Raw genomic sequence first — 20517 nt, forward strand, 5'->3', positions numbered from 1 at the left:
GAAGAAGTATTAAAAGAGGCACAAGAGTTAGGGTATGCAGAGAGCGATCCTTCCGCTGATGTGGATGGCCTTGACGCCGCAAGGAAAATGGCGATATTGGCTACATTAGGCTTTTCCATGAATATTGATTTGGATGATGTAAGAGCTACAGGGATTACTGAAATCTCTAAAGAGGACCTTGATTTTAGCAAAAAGTTAGGCTATACGATGAAGTTAATTGGCATTGCATCTCGTACAGGTGAAAAGGTGGAGGTTAGTGTACAGCCTACATTGTTAGCAGAATCTCACCCACTAGCATCGGTGAACGATGAATACAATGCCGTTTATGTTTATGGAGAAGCGGTAGGGGAAACGATGTTTTATGGTCCCGGTGCGGGAAGCCTTCCGACAGCTACAGCGGTCGTTTCAGACTTAGTTGGGGTAATGAAGAATATGAGACTCGGGGTCAATGGAAGAAGTGCGGTTGCCCCTCAATATAAAAAGAATTTAAAAAATTCATCTGAAATCTATTCCAAGTATTTTGTCAGATTGCATGTTAAAGATGAAGTAGGGGTGTTTGCAAACATTACTGCTATCTTTTCAGAATATGGAGTAAGTTTCGAGAAAATTTTGCAACTTCCATTAAAGGATCAAGAAATGGCAGAAATTGTACTTGTTACTCACCTTGCTTCCCAACAAAATTTTGAACAAATCCTACAACAGCTTCAAGACTACAACAAAGTACAGGTCATTAAAAGCACATACCGTGTGGAAGGAGAGGGAGTACTATGAGTTGGAAAGGATTAATCCGTGAGTATCAAGAATTTTTACCTGTCACAAAAAAGACACCTTCCCTCTCTTTGCTGGAGGGCAATACACCGCTAGTAAAGTGCGAGAATCTGTCAAAGGAATGGGAAGTAGAGTTGTATGTGAAATATGAAGGTGCGAATCCTACAGGATCCTTCAAAGACCGAGGCATGGTCATGGCTGTTGCGAAAGCAATTGAGGGTGGTAGTGACTCTATCATTTGTGCCTCTACGGGCAATACATCCGCCGCCGCTGCTGCTTATGCTGCAAGAGCTGGGTTACGTTGTATAATCGTAATTCCTAATGGAAAGGTAGCTATGGGAAAACTTGCTCAAGCTGTCATGTATGGTGCAGACATTGTATCGATTGATGGGAATTTTGATCAAGCACTAGAACTGGTCAGAGGAATCAGTGAAAAATCACAGATTTCCTTAGTGAACTCTGTAAATCCTTATCGTATAGAAGGTCAAAAAACAGCCGCATTCGAAATTTGTGATGCATTAGGAAGTGCTCCTGATGTTTTGGCTATACCAGTCGGAAATGCAGGCAACATTACAGCCTATTGGAAGGGCTTCAAAGAATACAATGAAGTAAAAAGCACTGGTCTTCCTGAAATGAGGGGATTTGAAGCTGCAGGTTCAGCGGCAATTGTTCATAACAAAGTTTTTGAAAATCCTGAAACAATTGCAACGGCCATTCGGATTGGAAATCCTGCGAGTTGGAGCTATGCAGTAAATGCTGTGAACCAATCCAATGGGAAAATGGATGAGGTATCCGATGAAGAAATTTTACAGGCGTATCAACTGTTGGCGCGTAAGGAAGGGGTTTTTGCAGAACCTGCTTCGTGTGCTTCTATCGCAGGGATTTGGAAACAAATACAGACTGGAGAAATCTCTAAAGGAAGCCGGATTGTAGCAGTCTTGACTGGGAATGGTTTGAAAGACCCAAATGTCGCGGTTGAATATAGTCATATTAAACCGACACTTCTTCCGATGGATGAAACAGTGATTTTTAGTCATTTGCAAGGCGTTGCATTGCGATGAACGAAGGCAAAATGTTTAGTATCCGTGTACCAGCAAGCACTGCCAATCTTGGACCCGGATTCGATTCCATAGGTCTAGCATTGAATTTGTACTTAACGGTCGATGTTTATGAGAGTACTGATTGGAAGGTAGTTCCTCTCTCCAAAGAGCTGGAGGGTTTTCCTAAAGACGATCAAAACTATATCTTTATAATCGCAAAAAAAATCGCACGTAAATTTGGCAAGGCACTACCTACCTGTACATTACGAGTCACAAGCGATATTCCACTAACACGTGGACTTGGAAGCAGTGCTTCAGCCATAGTTGCTGGAGTGGAACTCGCAGATGTATTGTGTGGCTTGGAATTGACCAAGGAGGACAAAGCTCATTTAGCTTCGTGTATAGAAGGTCATCCAGACAACGCAGGCGCCTCTGTACTTGGAGGATTAGTAGTGGGTGTTCAAATGAACAACGAAACCCATCTAATGTCAATACCGTTGAACGGATTAGACATTATCGCCCTTATTCCAATGTACGAGCTTTCAACTTCTCATTCTAGAGAAGTGCTCCCCTCCGCTTTTTCATATCAAGAAGGAGTAAAGGCAAGTGCAATAGCCAATACATTTTTGGCCGCATTATTAACCAAAAATTACATGTTGGCAGGAAAAATGATGAGTGAAGATCGTTTTCACCAACCTTATCGAAAAAAGTTGGTACCCCATATGCAAAACGCAGAAACAGTGGCTATTGAAGCTGGTGCCTTTGGAGTCGCACTTAGTGGGGCTGGACCTACTATAGTGGCATTATGTGAAAAAAGCTATTCAGAAGAGGTGCTGAGAGCTTTGAGAAGCCAGTTTACTAAGGATACGGTATTAAAGCTTCAAGTTGATCACGTTGGAAGTGTCGTCGCTCATCACCTTCGGAAAAATTAATAAAAGGCTAAAACCGTAATGGAACGGCTTTAGCCTTTTTATTATATCGTTATTTTTCAATTAGAATACTTGTTCAACTTCTACAACGCCAGGTACTTCTTCAAGAAGAGCGCGCTCAATACCAGCTTTTAAAGTGATTGTAGAGCTTGGGCAGCTACCGCATGCACCTAGAAGGCGAAGCTTAACGATACCATCTTCCACGTCTACTAATTCACAATCTCCTCCGTCACGAAGTAAGAACGGACGAAGCTTATCAAGTACTTCTTGTACTTGTTCTACCATTGTTTGTTCAGCCATTTAAATCGCTCCTTTCCTATTATTATTATTATAATCATTCCAATCTGAAAAATCCACAAACAAAATTGTGAAACAGCATAGACTTCAGTACAATATATGGAGAGGAGAAACTTTAAACAAAGGGGAGCGAAGCAAAATGGGAAATGAACAAATAGAAATTGAAGTATATGGTGCAGAAGTAGTTTGCCCAAGCTGTGTAAACTTGCCTTCTTCCATCGAGACTTATGAATGGCTCCAAGCTGCATTAGCTAGAAAGTTTCCAGAGCAGCCTTTTCAAATTAGTTATATCGATATACATAAAGAACAGCCTCATCCAGCAAAAGCAGAATTCGCGAAGCGGGTCATTGTAGAAGATTTGTTTTATCCTGTAGTAGTCATTAATGGTAAAATTGTCGGGGAAGGCAATCCGAAACTAAAGACCGTCGCAGCTGAGATGGAAAAGTACGGATATAAAGCTTAATTATTAAGAGGGATGAACCTATTAGATTTGGTCATCCCTTTTTTATTGTGGATAAATGAGATTAACAAGATAAAGATTAGTGGGCTGTATGATAACAAAGGGATTGCAGTGGATAAGTTTCTTGAAAAGTGAATAAAAGAATTTTCCCGTGGATAATAATCGAATTCTCCAAAAAAGTGCAGGATGAATTTTGAAAAGTGAAGGAATTGGAGAGCGAAAGTGCAGGATACCAAAGGGGAGTGATGGATAATTGGTGGATAAAAAGTGGATAACTTAAAATAGCTTCTGGTAGCCCCCCTTGGAAATATGTTAGAAAGCTTTTTATTTGAATAGCGAGCTATATGTAAAAGAAAAAGCGAGAGATTTCTCCCCCGCTTATCAGATCAACCATTATGATACTTGTACATCCATAGAATACCGGATTTTAGTAAGCGGGCTACACGTCCAGTAATGGCACGATCAGCAACTAATCCGAATCCTTGTTTTTTTCCTAGTGAACCTAGTACACCTTTAAGTTTAATGGCAGGGAAGCTCTCTGGAAGCGGTTCTCCAGCCCATTTCTTTAACAAGACCGTTACGATTTGTTCAGCTTGTCCTTCTGCTAATTGAGCACTTGGAGCGTGAGGGAGGCTTGCGCAATCTCCTACTACGAATACGTTTTCCCTATTAGGGATGAAGTGCTGCGGAGTTAGAACTACGCGTCCTTGCGAATCTTTTTCTACATCCATATCGCGGACGATTTTTGATGGTTGAATTCCTGCTGTCCATACTATTGCATCGCAGGATACCGGTTCACCATGATTAAATAGAAGATTTTCTTCAACTGCGGTGATGTTCGAGTGATTAATTACTTCTACACCATTTTTATGGAACCATTCTTCAATATAAGAACTTAACTTTGGAGAGAAGGACGAAAGAATATGCTCTCCTCTGTCAAAGATTTTAATCTTTAAGTCAGGTCTGCTTTCACAAAGTTCACTTGCCAGTTCGACTCCACTCAGCCCTGCCCCTACTATGGCAACGTTTGCACCCTGGCTTAAATTGTTTAATGCTTGGTAAGTCCTACGAGATTTATCGATTGTCTGGATACTGTATGTATATACATCAGCTCCAGGTACGTTGTGATACTTATCTTCACATCCAAGACCGATTACTAAGTCATCATATTGGACAGCTTCTTTGTCTTTCAAATAAACTTTATTTTCATTCATCCCAATAGACTCTACTTCACCTGAAACGTACTTTAATCTAGGATGTTCAGGGAAAGATACACGGATGTGGTTATCAGGGATTGTTCCAGCAGCTAATGCATAATATTCCGTTTTTAAACTGTGATACGGATTTCGATCAATTAATGTAATAGTTACATCTTCAGGTAACTGATTTGGTAGTAGGCGATGAAGAATTCTCATGCCACCATAGCCACCGCCTAAAAGCACTAAGTTTTTCATGTGAAGGTCCCCTTTGTGAAAAATATCAAGCTGCTCGCATATAAAAAATAAATTCGAAATAAATAAATGGATAATTGAAACCGATACATTCGTAACTAGTATTAAAATAAGACAAGTTACTTTACAAATTCCCTTAAAAAGTATAACGAACTTGTACTAAAATCACAACACCTTAAGATATGGATATTTCAGAATTCATCGTAAAATTTACCCTTTTTTGCTACTATTCCCGCCCTGTAACAAAATGAATACATATTTGACGAAAAAAGGGAAAAAAGATAGCATGATAAAGAGGGAAAGGTAGACCAGAGAGGTGAACAATCGTGATAAAACCTATCATTGAATTTTGCGTCAGTAATTTGGCTAGTGGAGCGCAGCGGGCGTTTGAAATACTAGAAAGAGATCTAGATTTAGATGTTTTAGAATACGGCTGTTTAGGCTATTGTGGGAAATGTGCGAGTGGTTTGTTCGCAATGGTGAACGGGGAAATTGTTACTGGTAGCACACCCGAGGAGTTAGTGGATAACATTTATGTGTACTTGGATGAAAATCCAATGTTTTAATAAAGAAAGTAAAGGGTGTCCCAATGAAAAGGGGCACCCTTTGTTATGACCGTATGAAAACAAAAATTGACTGAAAAGAGGTAAGTGGGGTTAGTTACAATTTTAGAAATAAAGCTTAGTTTTCAAATTTAATTAGCCTTCTTTTGTTGTTCTCTAATATCGTGCCATCTATCTCGTGCCATTTCTACTAATGTGGTCTCGACAGAACGGTTCTGTCTCTCAATTACCATGGAGAAGAATTTTACTGCTTTTTCAATATCCTCAACTCTTCTGGACAATTCACCTAACAGATATAAAATTCGGACTTCAGAAACTTGAGTGCCTTTAAAATCATCTCTTGAATAAGATTCGTTATAGTTAGCAATCGCGATTTTTAAAAATCTGCATTCTTGGTCTTTATTTTTAAGTAAGCGATATAACCAAGCGATTCTTAAATATAGCCCTGCGGTCACAATGTACTTTTCCTTTTTCAGTCCAGCACAATAGGCAGCGAGTTTATATGTTTTTATACTGTCTTCAATGGTTCTTATCCCGCCGAAGTCTTGAGGAGACCATTGATTGCAAATCTTTGCTTGAATTTCTTCTTTTGTTCCAGGCGGAAAGTATTTAGAAAAGTCATCTGAAAAAGAGAATCCACATTTAGGGCAAACGTAAATATTATATAATAGGCCATTTATTTCTTCTTCTTTATAGCTCGGGCAAAAATCAGTGTCATAGGAATCTACTTTTACAAACTTAGACCTAAGCTTTTTGGAAGTGAATTTATGTCGGCACATATGACAATCAAGGTTTCGATCAAATAACGGTTCAAGTGCATCCATTTAGCATCACCCTTTTGATGTGACTAAATTACTAATGTGTTCATGGTATAAAGTACCTATGAGTATATTATAGCTTATTTTCTAAAACTAAAGTACTACTAATTTATATTAGGTTAACAACACAAAGATGCAGTTAATTTGAGCAAGGGAAAAACAATGGTATATACTAATATGAAAAGGATGTTATTTGGTGAGGAGGGGGGTATTACAATGAATGAAGTCATAATCTTAAAAGAAGCAGCTGCTTTGCAAATTAAAGAAATGATGGTAGCTAACGGTGAAGAAGGGTCATATATTCGCGTCGCCATTAAGGGTGGAGGTTGTAGCGGTCTTTCCTATGGGATGGGGTTTGACCAGGAACAAGGGGAAGATGATCTTGTATTTGAAGTACATGGTGTAAAAATTCTTGTTGAAAAAGAAAACGTGGGGATATTAAGAGGGACCGTTATCGATTATAAGCAATCCATGTTAGGTGGAGGATTTACGATTGAAAATCCCAATGCCATTGCGACATGTGGATGCGGGTCTTCATTCCGTACTGCAACAAATGCAGGGAAGCCAGAAGAGTGCTAATTAAAGAAAGAGCCATTCAAAGGGAGAATCACTTCACCTTCCGAATGGCTCTTTCTTTAATTATGAGAACATAGATGTACTATGTAAAGGCTGTACTTTAGCTTTTGGATCGATGTATGATTTTGCATTATTTACCGCTGTAGGAGCTTCACCGAAGCCACAAGCAATCAATTTTACTTTTCCTTCATATGTACAAATGTCACCAGCTGCATAAATTCCAGGAACATTCGTTTCCATTTTGGAGTTCACGACAATAGAATTCTTTTCAATTTCAAAGCCCCATTCTTTAATTGGACCTAGAGAGGAAACGAATCCAAAATTGACGATGACTGCATCCACATCGATAGTTTCTTTGTTTTCTCCATTAACATCCTCGAGGACAACATGGGAAATTCTTTCTCCATCTCCGATTATTTCAGTTGGGACATAAGGAGTTTTGATGACAACTTTAGAATTTTTCAGGTTCTCTACACTGTGTTCATGTGCTCTAAATTTGTCACGACGGTGAACGATTGTTACTTCCTTTGCAATTGGTTCAAGCATTAATGCCCAGTCGACAGCAGAATCTCCGCCACCACATACGATTACCTTTTGCCCTGCAAATTGATTCAAATCATCGATAAAATAGTGAAGATTTTTCCCTTCATATTGAGCAGCAGATTCCAGTTCAATTCGGCGTGGTTGGAATGCCCCATTTCCAGCAGTGATGATGACAGTACGGGAATAGTGAGTTGCTTTATTGGTCGTTAGTTTGAATACTCCATCATCCTGTTTTTCCAGTTTTTCTACAGCTTCTTCTAACGCTACTGTTGGACTGAATTTTGCCATTTGCTCTTTTAAGTTATTTACAAGTTCTTGTGCACGCACTTTTGGGAATCCTGCGACATCATAAATATATTTCTCTGGATATAGGGCAGAAAGCTGTCCACCCAGTTGAGGTAAGCTTTCTATAATTTTTACAGAAGCCTGTCTCATTCCTCCATAAAAAGCGGTAAATAACCCAGTTGGCCCCCCACCAATTATTGTAATGTCATAAACTTTTTGATCTTCTTTCACGCCATATCCCCCCAATAAATAAATGGACACTCTTTTCAATACTATCATAAAAGAAGTGTGAATTATTCGAAAACGAAACAAAAAATAACTGTAACTGAAAAAAATTACTGAAATAGACAAATAATATAACCGATTTATTTTCTCAACTCATATAGAATAAGGAAGGAAACTTTTGAAATAGATAAATTCATAACATATTTATCCATTTTTATAGTCAAATAGGATTATTTTTAAAATATTCACAATAGTAAAACCTGCTTTTCTTACTTGAAAATCAGTAAAAAAGCATATAATATTTATATAGGATAAAGATTTTATGACAATTTTCGAACATTTTTTTGAATTGTTTAGTGAATAATATCACAAACTATTATGTTCCGTTTTGGCATAAGGTTATATGCGGTGAGATTTGGATTGAACAGCATCGCTAGAAAATTACTTAAAAGGTGGAAGTGATACACTTGAGAAAGCCGAAAATTGTAATTCTTGGCGCTGGTTATGGCGGCTTATTGACTACTGTACGTTTGCAAAAATCTTTAGGTGTGAATGAAGCGGATATTGTTCTTGTTAACAAAAACCCTTACCACTACGAAACAACTTGGTTACATGAAGCATCAGCAGGAACGATGCACCATGACCGTGTACGATACGATATCAAAGACGTTGTCGATCGTCACAAGGTTGATTTTATCCAAGATTCCGTTGTTGAAGTGAAAACTGAAGAGAAAGTTGTCGTTTTAGAAAATGGCGAAGTATCTTATGATTACTTAGTCATTGCTCTTGGAGGAGAACCTGAGACTTTCGGAATTCAAGGATTAAAGGAATATGCATTTTCTATTACAAACATAAACTCAGCACGCCAAATCCGTGAGCATATCGAATATCAATTTGCCCAATACGGAACAGATGTAGAGAAAAAAGAAGAACGTTTAACAATCGTTGTAGGTGGAGCTGGCTTCACAGGTATCGAGTTCCTTGGTGAGCTAGGTAACCGTATGCCGGAACTATGCAAGGATTATGATATTGATTTCCATAAAGTGAAAATTATCTGTGTAGAAGCGGCACCAATGGTTTTACCAGGTTTTGATCCAGAATTAGTAAAATATGCAGTTTCCCACCTAGAGAAAAAAGGTGTTGAATTCCGCATCGGAACAGCCATTAAAGAATGTACTCCTAATGGAATTATCGTGGCTAAAGGTGAGGACGAAGTAGAAGAAATTAAAGCTGGAACAGTCGTTTGGGCAGCTGGTGTTAGAGGTAATTCTGTAATTGAAAAATCTGGTATTGAAGCTATGCGTGGACGCGTTAAAGTTAACCCAGATTTACGAGTACCAGGGCATGACGAAATGTTCATTATTGGTGATTGCTCTCTAATTATCAATGAAGAGATTAACCGTCCATATCCACCAACGGCTCAAATCGCAATGCAACAAGCAGAATTAACAGCTAAAAACCTAACTGCACTTGTTCGTAATTCTGAAGAGCTAGGCACATTCACACCTGACATTAAAGGTACGGTATGTTCTCTAGGTGAAGATGATGCGATTGGTATGGTATTTGGCAAAAAGCTATTTGGTACGAAAGCTTCATTCATGAAGAAAATGATTGATAACCGTGCACTTTACATGATTGGCGGTCCATCTCTTGTTGTGAAAAAAGGTAAATTTAAATTTATCTAATATACAAAAACCTGTTTTAGACAGGGTCAGATTGTCGACAAAAGGTATCGAGAATACGCTCTCTCGATACCTTTTGTCATTTTTGACATCATCTTTTATCACCTCAAAATTATTTATACAAATCGTTGATTGGAGTGGAGGGCGACGACTCCTGCGGGAAAAGGGTGATACTTGAGACCCCGCACGAAGCGAAGCGAAGGAGGAGGCTCAAGCCACGCCCGCGGAAAGCGTTCGCCCGGAGCGGAAATCAACTTCTCTAGTTCTATTTTCACTCTAAAAGAAATGCGCTGAATTCTTAAAGATTATCTACAGTTAGACCCTGTCTAGTTTGAGACAGGGTTTTTTATTTAATAAATCATATTATACAATAAAGAAAAAACCATTTAAGGGAGCTCTAAGTTATGAAAGAAAAATGTAAAAACGTTTGGCTTGCTGTGGCTGGACTTGTCATTTCAGATGATGGCAAGTGGTTGGTAGTGAAGAAGAAATACAGTGGTTTAAAAGGAATGTGGTCCTTACCGGCAGGCTTCGTCCATGCAAATGAAACGGTCGATGAAGCAGTAAAGCGAGAGGTTTATGAAGAAACAGGAATAGATGCAGAAAATATTGGACTAGTAGGTATGAGAAGCGGTGTAATCAAAGATGAAATCAGTGATAATATGCTCATTTTTCTTATGAAACCACTACATAAAAACATAATTGTACAAGAGAGTGAACTTTATGATGTAGCATTTATGACTCCAGAAGAATTGTTAAACAGTGAAAACCATTCCATCATGCTCGATCATTTAATTAACTTTAAATCAGAAAAAGCAATGGAGATTTTAGATGGAATTAACCCTGGAAACCAATTTGGATATACTTCATATAAATTATTTTTATAATTTTCTGTAAATTTAAGATAATAAAAGAAAAAAGAAGAGAAAACAAGTTGTATGCGTTTACATGAGTGGTTTTCAACCGAAAATGGATGTTTTCAAGAAATTAAATATTTGTTATATTATCAGAAAATTCAATTAAATTTTCGGAGGGTGACGACAATGACGACAACAAAACCATCTACATGTAATTATTGTTCAGGGAAAGGATATTTCCAATTATTATTAGGCGGTTCTGAAACATGCACTTGCTGTGGAGGAAGTGGGAAAAAAGTAGAAAAATAGAGATATATTTTCGAAACTCCTATTTAGGAGTTTATTTTTTTGTTACAGAATAAATATATGATGCAAAGTTTCCGATTTTAGGAGTATTGTGTAACTAGGCATTCTATAGCACTAAGGCTTGGAAAATGTCTAGTTTCTAATGTACACTAAATTGTTACATCACTTGTTTGTCAGAGAAGATTTCTAGTCGTTTCTGTGACAATATTGCCATGTTATTGACGAGATATGTTTCAATAAGTAAACTAGTATTGATGCTTCTAGGGAGGGGCCTAAACAATGCAAATGTCGATACCTATACTTATTATATCTGTCGTACTATTCTTGATTTTATTTTTCGGGATTGGTTTCCTTTTGAACATGCTGTTTCGTCAATCATGGATCATGGTTATCATTTATCCGTTAATTGCCATCTATATTGTTAATGACATGAAACTTATTAACTACTTCAATACTCCAACAGAAGCCTTTACCGGTATTCCAGGGAAAGTCGCTTCATTAGCATTAGCTGATATTATTATTCTGTTAAGTGGCTTAGTTGGGGCCATCCTTTCCGGCGTTACGATTCGCTTGCTACGAAAAATGGGCTATAGAATGTTCTAATTCGATAATTATAAAAAAAGTCTTCAACAATGTTGGAGGCTTTTTTTGTTGTCAGAGCTAAACCAAGAGATTACGTTAAATCATAAGCTTAGAATAGGATTATGCTACTTCGAATCTCATCTAATCATGCAGATTTTAAGCCTTTTTCTGTTTAATGAAACAGCAGTAATTACCTCAATCAAAATTGGTTTATTTATCCAATGATTCTATTAGGGAATTTCTTACAATCTCTCTTTTTTTATGGAAAATGAATATTTTCTTATTTTTTGGGAAAGAAATATTCTTGTGAGAGGAGTGAAGAAACAACCTATATGAAAAAAATAAAGATAGGTATTAAAAAGCTCGTGTTTTCTATTTTGTTTGTGTTAGCGATTCAGTCCACGTATTTACAAATCACTGGTGTGGAAGCAAGGGTGATTCCCTTTGATTCCTATTTAAGGTTTAGTGATGAAGCAGTCCAATCTCATAGTGGCAGACAAGTAGCATTAGGCTATAAATATGTAAAACATATTTCCGCAATGAAAACGGAGATTTCCTCACAAGAAGTATTAACAAGACCAAAGACTTTGGAAGATACGATTGATTTCAGCCAATACCCAACAGCGAAAGTTACCGCGACAGGGTACACGGCGGGAATTGAATCTACAGGTAAAAGTCCAAACCATCCATCCTATGGAATTACATACTCTGGAGTGAAAGTAAAAAGGGATTTGTATTCTACAATCGCAGCAGATTTAAGGGTGTATCCGATTGGCACCATTCTATTTATCCCTGGATACGGATATGGTGTAGTGGCCGATAAAGGTGGAGCAATTAAAGGCAACAAGCTTGATTTGTATTTTGAAACAGTCCAAGATGTATACGCTGAATGGGGAAAGAAACATTTAGATGTATACATTGTACAAATGGGCAGTGGTAGCCTTTCTGAACAAGAATTATCAGCACTTAATGAAAACGAAGAACTACAAGTGTTTAGACAACAATATTTGGATAAATCAAAAGAATAACTCATAAAAAAGGATGACTCGTTTTGATGTTTCGAGTCATCCTTTTTATAGTACTTATAAAATTTTTTTGTATTCTTCAGGATGAAGAAGGCCAGCTAATTTCTTTAGTCCTTCTAGAAGTCTTGGGGACGGTCTGCAAAATAAAGGCTCTTCCATTACAAAAATCTTGTTTTCTTGGATGGCTTTCATTTCACTCCAGCCTTGACGCTCCTTCACCTTCTTTGGTTGAATCCTTTTTATAGGAACCCCTACCCAAGCCATACATATATAATCAGGATTGCGACTAAGGACGTCATCTGGTGTAGTCTGGACACTTGCTAATTCAACGTCCTCGAAGACATTTTTTCCTCCTGAAAATGCACTAATTTCAGTAAGCCAGTTAATCTTTCCAGGAGTAAAGATTGGATTCGGCCACCATTCCCAATAAAGGGTGGGTTTGTTATCAATCTGATTTGAGATGTTTTGAAACGCTTCAATCGTCTGCTGGTACTCCCTAACCCTTGCTGTTGCTAAATCCTCGTTTCCTGTTGCTTTTCCCACCTTGAGTAAATCTTCACCAATATCATGAAGGCTTTGAGGATTTAGTACAAGGTGAGGAATTCCTCGAGCCACTAATTCTTCCACATTTTTCTCCATGCCGGGTACACTAAGGGAAGCAAGCACAAGATCTGGCTCCAAAGCTTCCACCTCATCCATCCTAATGGAAAGGTCTGGTCCAACTTTAGGCAAATGTTGAATATGAAGCGGATAATCAGAGTAATCATCAATTGCAATCAGTTTATCTTCAATCCCTAGATAGGTACATATTTCTGTATTGCTCGGACATAATGAAATGATTTTCATAATAGCAACCTCCTATACCCCATAGATAAACACATGTAAAAGTAAGGCAATAAAGATTCCTGTTAAACCACCGAAGAACACTTCAATCGGTTTATGACCGAGTAATTCTTTTAGTTTGATTTGTTTTTGTCTCTCACCGTTTTCTTCCCACTTTTTAGCTTCTTTTAGAAAAGTGTTGAAATCGCTCACCAATCTGTTTAAAACCGCTGCTTGCTCACCAGCCTGCCTTCTTACCCCAGTCGCATCAAACATAGTAATGATGGCAAAAATTGCAGAAACCGCAAATACAGCAGAATCTGCTCCTGTTTCAAGCGCTACCCCCGTTGCAAGTGCAGTAACGGCTGCAGAATGGGAGCTTGGCATACCTCCAGTGCTCGTCAGTAAAGTCCAGTCTAATCTTTTCAGGGCTATGTATTGGATAGGGACTTTAACAAATTGCGCGAAAAAAATTGCGATCAGAGAAGCGATAAAAGGAAAATTTGTCAATAAATCCATCTAATCACCTGCTTCATTAGAATAGTAGTCTATAACCATTATGTCATAAACTGTGTTATAAAAATCTCTTATTAATGTAAATTTTCAGGTATAAAATGATTCAAAATCTTTTTAGGCTGTTCTATTTTACACTGTAAAGTTTGTCCGTTGATTTCCGTTCCAGGCACTTGCTTTCCGTGGGGAGGGTGGGAGCCTCCTTTCGTGTAACCGCCTGTGGGGTCTCCCACTTCCCTCTATTTCCCGCAGGACATTGAATAATCTTCCTCGAATTAACATCGCATGAAGGAAATGCGTATGCATTTTCGAGGAGGAGAGTGCACTCCACTACAATCAACTCAGAGAGTTAAAGTTAAATTACATTTTAAATGTAACAAACTACAACAACCTATGCGAAAAAAGCCAATTTTCAACTTAACATATGTTTATACATTTTGATGCTAATCTAAACGTTTCTTTAGACAGTCGAAATTTATCCATCGTCACCGACCCTGTAGTCAGTTATAATAGGGATAGAAACTATTTGGAGGTGCTACTATGTTTACAGTGAAAAATCATTGGTCAGCAAAAGAGCAGCATGAATGTTTATTAATTGGGGTAACGCAACATACTTCTCTTGAAAATGGAATAATTAAAGAAGTCAACTTAGCCTTAAATGGACAAGTAAGTGAATTATTAAAAGATGGAGATATCTCCACAAAGAAAAAAGCGATTTCAAGTATACATACACTAGGTCAATCTGGCACAAAACGAGTTATTTTCGTTGGATTGGGTAAAGCTAAAGAATTGACCTTTGAAGAATTGAAGGAAGCTTATGGAAAGGCTTTTTCTTATGTGAATAAGGCTAAATATCAAACTGTTACAGTGGATTTAGACTCTTTTTCTAGTGAACAAGTAGAAGTAGCTGACGCAGCCTATGCACTTAGTGAAGCATTTGCTTTAGCTACTTATAAGTTTGATGGCTACAAGCAAAAATCGAATGAACCAGAAAAGAAAATAGAAGACGTAACGGTTATTACAGCAAATGATACTGATGAAGTTTCTGCTTCATTAACTGTTGGTTATGTTTACGGTAAAGGAACAAATTCCGCGCGTTCATTAGTAAATATTCCAGGCAATATGCTTACTGCAACGGAAATGGCTAAATATGCAGTTGAACTTGCTGAAAAATATGACTTTGAAGTAGAAATTCTTGAAAAGGAAGATATGGAGAAGTTAGGCATGGGTGCATTCCTTGCGGTCAACCAAGGATCTGTTGAACCTCCTAAGATGATTGTGTTGAAATACCAAGGAAAAGACGAATGGAAAGATGTCATTGGTTTAGTTGGTAAAGGTATTACTTTTGATACAGGCGGTTATTCCATCAAACCTAAAGATGGAATTGTGGGCATGAAAACTGATATGGGCGGTGCAGCTGCAGTACTAGGTGCAATGGAAATCATCGGTGAATTAAAGCCAGAGCAAAACGTGGTAGCTGTTATTCCTTCTACAGATAATATGGTAAGTGGTGCAGCATTTAAGCCGGATGATGTGATTACGGCGATGAATGGAAAAACTATAGAAGTTTTAAATACGGATGCTGAAGGCAGACTAGTATTGGCGGATGCAATGACGTATGCAAAACAACATGGAGCAGATTATTTAGTCGATGTTGCTACTCTTACTGGAGGAGTGATTATTGCCTTAGGAACAGAAATGACTGGGGCATTGACGAATAATGAGAGCTTGTTTGAACAAGTATTAGAAGCATCTGTAGAAGCAGGGGAGCCGATGTGGAGACTACCTCTTACAGAAAAGGATAAACAACGTGTACGTAATAGTAAAATAGCAGATCTTAACAATTCACCAGGTAGAGAGGGTCATGCAATCATGGGTGGCGCATTTATTGGTGAATTTGCTGAAGGTACTCCTTGGGTTCACTTGGATATTGCAGGAACTGCAACAACAAATAAAACAAGTGATTTAGGACCATCTGGAGCAACAGGAGTCATGACTCGTACATTGGCATTGTTCGTGGAACGTTTCGAAGTCTAATAATATATGATTTACTAATGAGAGCCAAACCTTAAAGTCTATATGGACTATTAAGGTTTGGCTATTTTTTATACTTTAAGATAGTTTAAGTGAGAAGCAAAGACTTTTATGACGTAGTAGCCAATTTTAGGAATAATGTTAAAGTGCAATTATGGTTTCGTCAGCTAAGGTGTGGCGTTAGCCTAGTTTTCTAATGAGAAGCTATTCAACAACGACATTGGGTAGGTTAAGAACATGTTGACACAAATATTTTAGTATGGTAGTTTAATAAAGTATTTTAATTCTCTACCAATTTACCAAACTAAAGCGAAAGTTTTCAACATAGAAGGGAGTCACACTTATGAACGCAGTAGTTATTGCGGTAATGACAATGTTGATTTTAAGTTTATTACGCGTCAACGTCGTTTTCTCGCTCATTATAGGAGCAATAGTAGGAGGCCTGACCGGTGGCCTAGGTATGAGCAAAACCATCGAGGTATTTACTGGAGGGCTTGGAGGTAGTGCAGATGTTGCATTAAGCTATGCCTTATTGGGGGGGTTCGCTGTTGCGATATCTAGGACGGGGTTACCTAATTTATTGGTCGAATGGGTCATTTCTAAAGTAGGAAAAGAAGGGGAAGCTTCTAATAAAAAACTTTCAAAAGCACTTATTGTATTTTTTGTTTTGTTAATGGCATGCTTTTCGCAAAATTTAATTCCTATTCATATCGCATTCATTCCTATATTAATTCCTCCCATGCTAATCGTGATGAATGAATTAAAAATTGATAGAAGATTGATTGCATCAGTTCTGACTTTTGGTTTGACAGCACCATATATTCTTTTACCTGCTGGATTCGGAAAGATTTTCCACGGTATTTTGGCAGATAACATGAAATCAGCTGGGTTAACCATAAATCAAGCAGATATTCCAACAGCTATGATTATTCCTACACTAGGTATGGTTGCCGGACTTATCTTGGCCATTTTTGTATATCGTAAACCACGAACTTACGCTAATAGTGAGATTGAGGAATTCAAGAAAGGTAACTATTCCAAAGGGGCTATTGTATTTTCCTTGATTGCTGTAGTTAGTGCACTAATCGTACAAATTAAATTGGATTCTATGATTATGGGAGCATTGGCTGGTTTAGCTGTTCTCTATATAACTAGAGCGGTCAAATGGAAGGAAGCAGACGAGCTATTAACTGATGGTATGAAGATGATGGCATTTATCGGGTTCGTAATGTTGACGGCTTTCGGTTTCGCTGAAGTTATGAAAGCTACTGGAGATGTAGATGGTTTGGTTAAGCAGGCTACTGACATGATTGGGAACAATCAATCACTTGGCGCATTTTTAATGTTAATTGTTGGATTATTAGTGACAATGGGGATTGGATCCTCATTCTCGACTATTCCAATTATCACTACCATTTTTGTTCCTCTCTGTTTGCAACTCGGTTTTTCACCAATGGCTACTATTGCCATCATAGGAACGGCAGCTGCTTTAGGAGATGCAGGATCACCAGCGTCTGATAGTACTCTCGGACCGACTTCAGGATTAAATGCAGACGGGCAACATAATCACATTTGGGATACTTGTGTACCAACCTTCATTTTTTATAACATTCCACTCATTATTTTCGGATGGATTGCAGCACTAGTTTTATAAAAAAGTTTCATCAAGATGTGCACCTCATGCCTCAGGCATGAGGTGTTTTTGTATGAGTGCTTTTATATTTTGAGGACTAAAGGACCACGGCAGTGCCCACGCATATTAATAGGTTTTTGCATATGTAAATAATGTAAATGAATATAGAAAATAGGAGGGTTCTAGATGAATAATTATAGTAGGCCAAGACCGATTGGTGGTTTTGGAGGGTTTGGAGGATATGGTGGATTTGGAAGACGTCCGTTCTTCTTTGGTGGACCATTTGTTGGAGGTGTACTGGGTGGTTTGTTAGGATCAGCCCTTATTGGAGGAGTTAGACCTCCATATTATTACCCTTACGCTCCATACCCTTATTACCCACCGTATTACGGAGGATATTACTATTAATCAATAAATTTTCTAGGCTGACCTAGAGTCTTATGAAAAGGCTTATTAGGTTAGCCTTATGTTTTGATTTGGGAGAAAAATTATTTTTCCGCGTTAACGGACAGTCGGACCCCGTTTAGAAGTTGAGAAAACGAGAAATTCAAGTGGGGGACATCGGTCTGTAAATGCCCAATTCGTTCGACTATCCATCAGTGGGTGATAAAAAACTCCGACTGATGGATGCTCACTTTATCTAACAAAAAATTACTTTCTAATGTTAAAAGGATATTCAATTGAAATGTCTAATACCTATAAATCAAACAAGAAAACAATCAAGTTTTCAAATGTATCAATTTAGGGTAAGAATTACAAAGGTTGTTCATTTTAAGATTTTGTACATTTAATCACACCATGCCTTCTACCTACGTATGATTTTATTATTTCATCGTTGAAAATGCATGTTCAAATGTATATCTCATAAATGTAAGTTTAGATTGAAATATAGAAAAGAGGTGCGGAGAATGGAAATAGAAAGCTTCATTCGATGGTTAACCGATTTTGGCTATATGGGATTATTTATCTATCTTTGGATAGGTATATTCGCTTTTCCGATTCCGAATGAAATTATGATTATTTCCATCTCAGTGGCTTCCTCGAACGGATTGATGCATCCAATATGGACTTTCATTACTGCATACCTCGGTATTGTGGGAGCATTGACGACTGCCTATATATTAGGTAGAGTATTTGGCCGGAAAATCCTTAAAGTGTTAATGAAAAAGACTAAGTTTAAACGAATGTATCACCGATCTAATAGGCTATTAAAACGATATCATGCTTTTTCCTTATCCATAAGTTATTTTATTCCTGGGATTCGTTTGCTTTTACCTTTTATCTTTGGATTCAGTAAACTTCCCTTTAAGAAGTTTGCATTATATTCTTATAGTGGGGCCGTGGTATGGTTAAGCACATATTATATTTCTGCTTATTTCATAGGGGATGAACTTGAAGGATTATTAAAATATGAGAAAGGAGCCATGGCATTCCTAGTAGGGATAATTATTTTATTTATTGCGGTAAAATTGGTAAGGAATAAGTGGCTTCCACGTACCGAATTAGGTAAGCAAAAATAACAAGGGGGAAAACATATGAATATTAGTAATACGATGATTAGTGCATTAGGGATGGAGATTGTAGAATTATCCGATGGAAAGGTCATTGCTACCATGCCGGTAGATGAAAGAACTAGGCAACCATTTGGGCTATTACATGGGGGTGCTTCTGTCGCGCTTGCAGAAACGGTGGCGAGTATCGGTGCCTATCATCTTGTGAATCAAGAGACTGAAGCAGTTGTAGGTTTAGAGATTAATGCCAATCATATTAAAGGGAAAAGGGATGGAGTCGTAACGGCAATAGGGACAGTTGCCCATAAAGGCAAGTCAACCATGGTTTGGGATATTCGAATTGTTGACGAACAAGAGCAGCTGATTTGTATTTCTCGTTGTACAATGGCAGTGATTCAATTAAAGAAATAATAATGACTACATAAAAAAGCAGTGCCATAAAAAAATGGCACTGTTTTATGTTTTCTAATTACGTCTGAATTTCAACTTAAAGTTGATCCTTATCAGGGTATCTTACACTATTTTTTAAGTCGTCTTGAACGGATTTTTCCCAAAGAGGAACTCCTGAATTATAAGCGGCACGACTAATCAAGTGACCAGCAACAGGAGAAGTGATAAAAATGAATAAAATTCCTAGGAGAACTCGAGAATTGAAATGTCCATGTTCTACATAAAAATAAATGAGTGTCCCTAATAACACAGACATTACTCCTAACGTAGCGCTCTTAGATGCAGCGTGATTCCTCGTATACACATCTGGCAATCTAAGAAGTCCAAAAGCAGTGACAAGGCTCAAAAAGGCACCTATCAATATTAGAAGACCAGCAATTAGCTTACCTATTTCGATCATATTCGATTATCTCTCCTTTCTCAAGGAATTTGGAGAAGGCGACCGTTCCTATAAAAGCAAGAATTCCTAATAATAGGATAACCTCTAGAAAGGCGCTAGTATTAAGTAAAATTGATACTAGACCAATAATGCCGATAAGGTTGATGCCTATCGCATCTAGAGCAACTACTCGATCAGGAATTGTTGGTCCTTTAATAACTCGATAGATTAAGCCGAGCATCGAGATGGAGATGCATAATAGAGAAATCATCAATATGGTCTCAAACATTATCGGCTCACCTCCATAATCGCTTTTTCAAACGTATTTTTAATGGATTGTATGGAGTCTTCTACATCTTGAATATCCATTGCGTGAATATACAAGATTTTGTTGTCATACGATACATCAATTACCAACGTCCCTGGTGTTAGCGTAATTAGATTGGCAAGGATGGTGATTTCCCAATCTTGTTTTAGTTCGGTCGGTAATGCGAAAATACCTGGTTTAATATCTAGCTTGGGTTTTAATATTACAGATAGTACGGATAAATTGGATAAGAGTAATTCTTTTATGAAGATGAGGATAAGGACAATGACTGCCCAAACTCGATATAGATAGAATCTAGATCCGAAAAATCTTCTCATCCCATATATAATGATTAGTCCTAATAAATAGCCGACTAGAAAAGTCTTCGTATCATAGGTGGTTTTTAAGAACATCCATACCAATGCCAGAAAGAAATTTAACAAAATTTGAAATGCCATTCC

The 20517-nt window shown here is 37.8% G+C and carries 26 protein-coding genes; 17 read left to right on the plus strand and 9 right to left on the minus strand.

What is annotated here, in order from left to right; translation table 11 throughout:
• The 3 genes from DBX25_RS21300 to thrB all read left to right on the plus strand — a co-directional run.
• A partial coding sequence (locus DBX25_RS21300) for a homoserine dehydrogenase (protein WP_240620239.1) occupies positions 1 to 771 on the plus strand: 771 nt, incomplete at its 5' end.
• Positions 768 to 1829, plus strand: a complete 1062-nt coding sequence (gene thrC, locus DBX25_RS10095) for a threonine synthase (RefSeq protein ID WP_108670667.1) — start codon at positions 768 to 770, stop codon at positions 1827 to 1829. The genes DBX25_RS21300 and thrC, both read left to right, overlap by 4 nt.
• Positions 1826 to 2740 carry a homoserine kinase gene (gene thrB / locus DBX25_RS10100; protein WP_108670668.1) on the plus strand — a complete coding sequence of 305 codons (915 nt, stop codon included), beginning with the start codon at positions 1826 to 1828 and terminating at the stop codon, positions 2738 to 2740. The genes thrC and thrB overlap by 4 nt, the downstream gene beginning before the upstream one ends.
• Positions 2741 to 2800: 60 nt before the next feature.
• Here the strand turns inward: thrB and DBX25_RS10105 are convergent, their stop codons facing one another.
• Positions 2801 to 3037, minus strand: coding sequence for a NifU family protein (locus DBX25_RS10105; protein WP_108670669.1), 237 nt, complete (start codon positions 3035 to 3037; stop codon positions 2801 to 2803).
• A gap of 136 nt (positions 3038 to 3173) precedes the next feature.
• Between DBX25_RS10105 and DBX25_RS10110 the strand changes: the two genes are divergently transcribed.
• Positions 3174 to 3497 carry a YuzD family protein gene (locus DBX25_RS10110; protein WP_108670670.1) on the plus strand — a complete coding sequence of 108 codons (324 nt, stop codon included), beginning with the start codon at positions 3174 to 3176 and terminating at the stop codon, positions 3495 to 3497.
• Positions 3498 to 3880: 383 nt separating this feature from the next.
• Here DBX25_RS10110 and DBX25_RS10115 read toward each other — a convergent pair whose 3' ends face one another.
• A complete protein-coding gene (locus DBX25_RS10115; protein WP_108670671.1) occupies positions 3881 to 4948 on the minus strand; it encodes an NAD(P)/FAD-dependent oxidoreductase in 1068 nt (355 codons plus the stop codon).
• 323 nt (positions 4949 to 5271) lie between these two features.
• Here DBX25_RS10115 and DBX25_RS10120 point away from each other — a divergent pair, with 323 nt between their 5' ends.
• Positions 5272 to 5511, plus strand: a complete 240-nt coding sequence (locus DBX25_RS10120) for a YuzB family protein (RefSeq protein ID WP_108670672.1) — start codon at positions 5272 to 5274, stop codon at positions 5509 to 5511.
• A 128-nt stretch (positions 5512 to 5639) separates the two neighbouring features.
• Here the strand turns inward: DBX25_RS10120 and DBX25_RS10125 are convergent, their stop codons facing one another.
• On the minus strand, positions 5640 to 6332 hold the full coding sequence (locus DBX25_RS10125) for a DUF2225 domain-containing protein (RefSeq protein WP_108670673.1): 693 nt from the start codon (positions 6330 to 6332) through the stop codon (positions 5640 to 5642).
• A 210-nt stretch (positions 6333 to 6542) separates the two neighbouring features.
• Here DBX25_RS10125 and DBX25_RS10130 point away from each other — a divergent pair, with 210 nt between their 5' ends.
• A complete protein-coding gene (locus tag DBX25_RS10130) occupies positions 6543 to 6905 on the plus strand; it encodes a HesB/IscA family protein (protein ID WP_108670674.1) in 363 nt (120 codons plus the stop codon).
• Positions 6906 to 6965: 60 nt separating this feature from the next.
• Here DBX25_RS10130 and DBX25_RS10135 read toward each other — a convergent pair whose 3' ends face one another.
• Positions 6966 to 7961, minus strand: a complete 996-nt coding sequence (locus tag DBX25_RS10135; RefSeq protein WP_108670675.1) for an NAD(P)/FAD-dependent oxidoreductase — start codon at positions 7959 to 7961, stop codon at positions 6966 to 6968.
• Positions 7962 to 8413: 452 nt separating this feature from the next.
• Here DBX25_RS10135 and DBX25_RS10140 point away from each other — a divergent pair, with 452 nt between their 5' ends.
• The 6 genes from DBX25_RS10140 to DBX25_RS10160 all read left to right on the plus strand — a co-directional run bounded on the left by DBX25_RS10140 (position 8414) and on the right by DBX25_RS10160 (position 12410).
• Positions 8414 to 9640 carry an NAD(P)/FAD-dependent oxidoreductase gene (locus tag DBX25_RS10140; RefSeq protein ID WP_205685204.1) on the plus strand — a complete coding sequence of 409 codons (1227 nt, stop codon included), beginning with the start codon at positions 8414 to 8416 and terminating at the stop codon, positions 9638 to 9640.
• A 401-nt stretch (positions 9641 to 10041) separates the two neighbouring features.
• Entirely contained in the window at positions 10042 to 10524 is a 483-nt protein-coding gene (locus tag DBX25_RS10145) for an NUDIX domain-containing protein (RefSeq protein WP_108670677.1), read from the plus strand.
• Positions 10525 to 10671: 147 nt separating this feature from the next.
• A complete protein-coding gene (locus DBX25_RS20585; RefSeq protein WP_205685207.1) occupies positions 10672 to 10803 on the plus strand; it encodes a YuiA family protein in 132 nt (43 codons plus the stop codon).
• 276 nt (positions 10804 to 11079) lie between these two features.
• Positions 11080 to 11403: a YuiB family protein gene (locus DBX25_RS10155; protein WP_108670679.1), complete on the plus strand. Its 324-nt coding sequence runs from the start codon at positions 11080 to 11082 to the stop codon at positions 11401 to 11403.
• 45 nt (positions 11404 to 11448) lie between these two features.
• On the plus strand, positions 11449 to 11607 hold the full coding sequence (locus DBX25_RS20590) for a hypothetical protein (RefSeq protein ID WP_157950936.1): 159 nt from the start codon (positions 11449 to 11451) through the stop codon (positions 11605 to 11607).
• Positions 11608 to 11714: 107 nt separating this feature from the next.
• Entirely contained in the window at positions 11715 to 12410 is a 696-nt protein-coding gene (locus tag DBX25_RS10160; RefSeq protein ID WP_108670680.1) for a 3D domain-containing protein, read from the plus strand.
• A gap of 54 nt (positions 12411 to 12464) precedes the next feature.
• On the opposite strand, the gene DBX25_RS10165 is transcribed toward DBX25_RS10160, so the two are convergent.
• Positions 12465 to 13253 (minus strand): cobalamin-binding protein, encoded by a 789-nt coding sequence (locus DBX25_RS10165; protein ID WP_108670681.1) that lies wholly within the window; start codon positions 13251 to 13253, stop codon positions 12465 to 12467.
• 12 nt (positions 13254 to 13265) lie between these two features.
• Positions 13266 to 13748, minus strand: a complete 483-nt coding sequence (locus DBX25_RS10170) for a divergent PAP2 family protein (RefSeq protein WP_108670682.1) — start codon at positions 13746 to 13748, stop codon at positions 13266 to 13268.
• Positions 13749 to 14282: 534 nt separating this feature from the next.
• Here DBX25_RS10170 and DBX25_RS10175 point away from each other — a divergent pair.
• The 5 genes from DBX25_RS10175 to DBX25_RS10195 all read left to right on the plus strand — a co-directional run bounded on the left by DBX25_RS10175 (position 14283) and on the right by DBX25_RS10195 (position 19331).
• A complete protein-coding gene (locus tag DBX25_RS10175) occupies positions 14283 to 15779 on the plus strand; it encodes a leucyl aminopeptidase (protein WP_108670683.1) in 1497 nt (498 codons plus the stop codon).
• Positions 15780 to 16119: 340 nt separating this feature from the next.
• Positions 16120 to 17430 carry a Na+/H+ antiporter family protein gene (locus DBX25_RS10180; RefSeq protein ID WP_108670684.1) on the plus strand — a complete coding sequence of 437 codons (1311 nt, stop codon included), beginning with the start codon at positions 16120 to 16122 and terminating at the stop codon, positions 17428 to 17430.
• 165 nt (positions 17431 to 17595) lie between these two features.
• Positions 17596 to 17817 (plus strand): hypothetical protein, encoded by a 222-nt coding sequence (locus tag DBX25_RS10185; RefSeq protein WP_240620240.1) that lies wholly within the window; start codon positions 17596 to 17598, stop codon positions 17815 to 17817.
• Between the two features lie 500 nt (positions 17818 to 18317).
• The gene (locus tag DBX25_RS10190; protein WP_157950937.1) at positions 18318 to 18929 is read left to right on the plus strand and encodes a DedA family protein; all 612 of its coding nucleotides are present in this window, start codon (positions 18318 to 18320) and stop codon (positions 18927 to 18929) included.
• Positions 18930 to 18944: 15 nt separating this feature from the next.
• A complete protein-coding gene (locus DBX25_RS10195) occupies positions 18945 to 19331 on the plus strand; it encodes a hotdog fold thioesterase (protein ID WP_108670686.1) in 387 nt (128 codons plus the stop codon).
• A gap of 76 nt (positions 19332 to 19407) precedes the next feature.
• On the opposite strand, the gene mnhG is transcribed toward DBX25_RS10195, so the two are convergent.
• Genes mnhG through DBX25_RS10210 form a run of 3 tightly spaced genes read right to left on the minus strand, consistent with a single transcriptional unit; the run spans position 19408 to position 20514 of the window.
• Complete coding sequence (mnhG, locus tag DBX25_RS10200; protein ID WP_108670687.1) at positions 19408 to 19770, minus strand: monovalent cation/H(+) antiporter subunit G; 363 nt, start codon at positions 19768 to 19770, stop codon at positions 19408 to 19410.
• Positions 19754 to 20038, minus strand: a complete 285-nt coding sequence (locus tag DBX25_RS10205; protein ID WP_108670688.1) for a Na(+)/H(+) antiporter subunit F1 — start codon at positions 20036 to 20038, stop codon at positions 19754 to 19756. Before DBX25_RS10205 ends, mnhG begins: the two co-directional genes overlap by 17 nt.
• Positions 20038 to 20514 carry a Na+/H+ antiporter subunit E gene (locus DBX25_RS10210; protein WP_108670689.1) on the minus strand — a complete coding sequence of 159 codons (477 nt, stop codon included), beginning with the start codon at positions 20512 to 20514 and terminating at the stop codon, positions 20038 to 20040. The genes DBX25_RS10205 and DBX25_RS10210 overlap by 1 nt, the downstream gene beginning before the upstream one ends.
• Between the last annotated feature and the right edge of the window lie 3 nt (positions 20515 to 20517).

It is taken from the genome of Peribacillus acanthi (assembly GCF_003073175.1).
In the GTDB taxonomy this organism is placed as follows: Bacteria; Bacillota; Bacilli; order Bacillales; family DSM-1321; genus Bacillus_BN; species Bacillus_BN acanthi.

Excerpts from the sequence above, each read along its gene's own strand:
- thrC (WP_108670667.1), top strand. The coding sequence starts at position 768 with ATGAGTTGGAAAGGATTAATCCGTGAGTATCAAGAATTTTTACCTGTC.
- thrB (WP_108670668.1), top strand. The coding sequence starts at position 1,826 with ATGAACGAAGGCAAAATGTTTAGTATCCGTGTACCAGCAAGCACTGCC.
- DBX25_RS10105 (WP_108670669.1), bottom strand. The coding sequence starts at position 3,037 with ATGGCTGAACAAACAATGGTAGAACAAGTACAAGAAGTACTTGATAAG.
- DBX25_RS10110 (WP_108670670.1), top strand. The coding sequence starts at position 3,174 with ATGGGAAATGAACAAATAGAAATTGAAGTATATGGTGCAGAAGTAGTT.
- DBX25_RS10115 (WP_108670671.1), bottom strand. The coding sequence starts at position 4,948 with ATGAAAAACTTAGTGCTTTTAGGCGGTGGCTATGGTGGCATGAGAATT.
- DBX25_RS10125 (WP_108670673.1), bottom strand. The coding sequence starts at position 6,332 with ATGGATGCACTTGAACCGTTATTTGATCGAAACCTTGATTGTCATATG.
- DBX25_RS10130 (WP_108670674.1), top strand. The coding sequence starts at position 6,543 with ATGAATGAAGTCATAATCTTAAAAGAAGCAGCTGCTTTGCAAATTAAA.
- DBX25_RS10145 (WP_108670677.1), top strand. The coding sequence starts at position 10,042 with ATGAAAGAAAAATGTAAAAACGTTTGGCTTGCTGTGGCTGGACTTGTC.
- DBX25_RS10155 (WP_108670679.1), top strand. The coding sequence starts at position 11,080 with ATGCAAATGTCGATACCTATACTTATTATATCTGTCGTACTATTCTTG.
- DBX25_RS10160 (WP_108670680.1), top strand. The coding sequence starts at position 11,715 with ATGAAAAAAATAAAGATAGGTATTAAAAAGCTCGTGTTTTCTATTTTG.
- DBX25_RS10165 (WP_108670681.1), bottom strand. The coding sequence starts at position 13,253 with ATGAAAATCATTTCATTATGTCCGAGCAATACAGAAATATGTACCTAT.
- DBX25_RS10170 (WP_108670682.1), bottom strand. The coding sequence starts at position 13,748 with ATGGATTTATTGACAAATTTTCCTTTTATCGCTTCTCTGATCGCAATT.
- DBX25_RS10175 (WP_108670683.1), top strand. The coding sequence starts at position 14,283 with ATGTTTACAGTGAAAAATCATTGGTCAGCAAAAGAGCAGCATGAATGT.
- DBX25_RS10180 (WP_108670684.1), top strand. The coding sequence starts at position 16,120 with ATGAACGCAGTAGTTATTGCGGTAATGACAATGTTGATTTTAAGTTTA.
- DBX25_RS10185 (WP_240620240.1), top strand. The coding sequence starts at position 17,596 with ATGAATAATTATAGTAGGCCAAGACCGATTGGTGGTTTTGGAGGGTTT.
- DBX25_RS10190 (WP_157950937.1), top strand. The coding sequence starts at position 18,318 with ATGGAAATAGAAAGCTTCATTCGATGGTTAACCGATTTTGGCTATATG.
- DBX25_RS10195 (WP_108670686.1), top strand. The coding sequence starts at position 18,945 with ATGAATATTAGTAATACGATGATTAGTGCATTAGGGATGGAGATTGTA.
- mnhG (WP_108670687.1), bottom strand. The coding sequence starts at position 19,770 with ATGATCGAAATAGGTAAGCTAATTGCTGGTCTTCTAATATTGATAGGT.
- DBX25_RS10205 (WP_108670688.1), bottom strand. The coding sequence starts at position 20,038 with ATGTTTGAGACCATATTGATGATTTCTCTATTATGCATCTCCATCTCG.
- DBX25_RS10210 (WP_108670689.1), bottom strand. The coding sequence starts at position 20,514 with ATGGCATTTCAAATTTTGTTAAATTTCTTTCTGGCATTGGTATGGATG.